The organism is Dickeya chrysanthemi NCPPB 402 (assembly GCF_000406105.1).
Classification (GTDB): domain Bacteria; phylum Pseudomonadota; class Gammaproteobacteria; order Enterobacterales; family Enterobacteriaceae; genus Dickeya; species Dickeya chrysanthemi.
On record NZ_AOOA01000061.1, the window covers coordinates 1 to 1,167 of the forward strand.

Here is a 1,167-nt window from a genome sequence, read left to right on the forward strand (position 1 = left end):
ATAGTTTTGAATCAACAAAGAATTGCTTAGGATGATATATAAGCTTTTTAAATTACGTAACAGAACCATAGATACAGGCTGAACGTCATTAACTGCAATAAAATAATTATCAAAACTAGGTGGTTGAGTAGAAGTAACCTCTAATAATTGGTTAAACTCTTTTGAAGAGAGGCTATCTGGATTAGTATATAGTTCAGCCCAAGTTGGATTAATGGTATTTGGAGAGTCCAAGTCTACCGTATCTAAATTAACCAAAACACCACTATCTTTGAAATGTGTATTGGCATATTTCTTGTCAACCCCTAAATCACTAATGACACCAATAGGAATTCCGCAGCTTTCAGCTTCAAATAACATTGTTGAAGAGAATGATAAACAATATCCCATTTCTTGTAAGGCATCTTGTGTCCGTTTTCTCTCTATTTTAAAATTATCAGGCAATTTCATATTTTTTGCTAATTCAGCATAAGAGTATTTATCTTCATGTACTGTGATATCATTTTGATGGACACGTAATAATAGTACTAAATCTTTATGTGGATAGCGATTAGCCAGTGCTATTAATTTTTTTAGAATTAATAATCTTTCTTTTTTCCATCTGGAATTTTTACTTGATCAATGAAATAAACTTTATTGCCATCAGAGCAATGGTGTTTTTTTCGTAGGATAGGATAACCATATAAAATATTTGTACACGATAAGTTGTAACGTTCTTTGAACTTATTGCCTATTTGGTAATCATAATAATTATTGAACAATAAAATATTAGCACCTAACCTAGTTATAATACTTTCTGAATCACCAAAAATTACCCCTGGAAATAGAGTAATTACTATAGGTAATGTTAAATTAAGTTTGCTACTATTCCGAAAAAAACGCGTCAGTAAACCATTACCTAATGATAGAATAACAATATCATAATTCTGGTACATTAATTTGTCGAAATAATCATCAATATGAAAAAAATTGATTTCTTTTAAAGAAAGCCCATTTAAACTTAATTGTGATTCCGAAAGAATATTTTTTTGTTTGGTGGATATAAATATCGATTGTTGAATAGTTAATTTCTTTTGCAACAGCATATCCAGTATTCAAAAAAGAATCATAACTAGCAATTAATAGGACTCGTTTTTATTCATTGTATTTTAAATATTAGATATTAAGTTA

2 protein-coding genes are annotated in these 1,167 nt (G+C 28.8%); both read right to left on the reverse strand.

The features are described 5' to 3' along the window. Nucleotides 1-576: DUF6716 putative glycosyltransferase (locus DCH402_RS22780; protein WP_324607064.1), on the reverse strand; the 576-nt coding region annotated here is incomplete at its 3' end. Beyond that, nucleotides 576-1,076, reverse strand: a complete 501-nt coding sequence (locus DCH402_RS22785) for a hypothetical protein (protein ID WP_200864837.1) — start codon at nucleotides 1,074-1,076, stop codon at nucleotides 576-578. The genes DCH402_RS22780 and DCH402_RS22785, both read right to left, overlap by 1 nt. Nucleotides 1,077-1,167 lie beyond the last annotated feature (91 nt).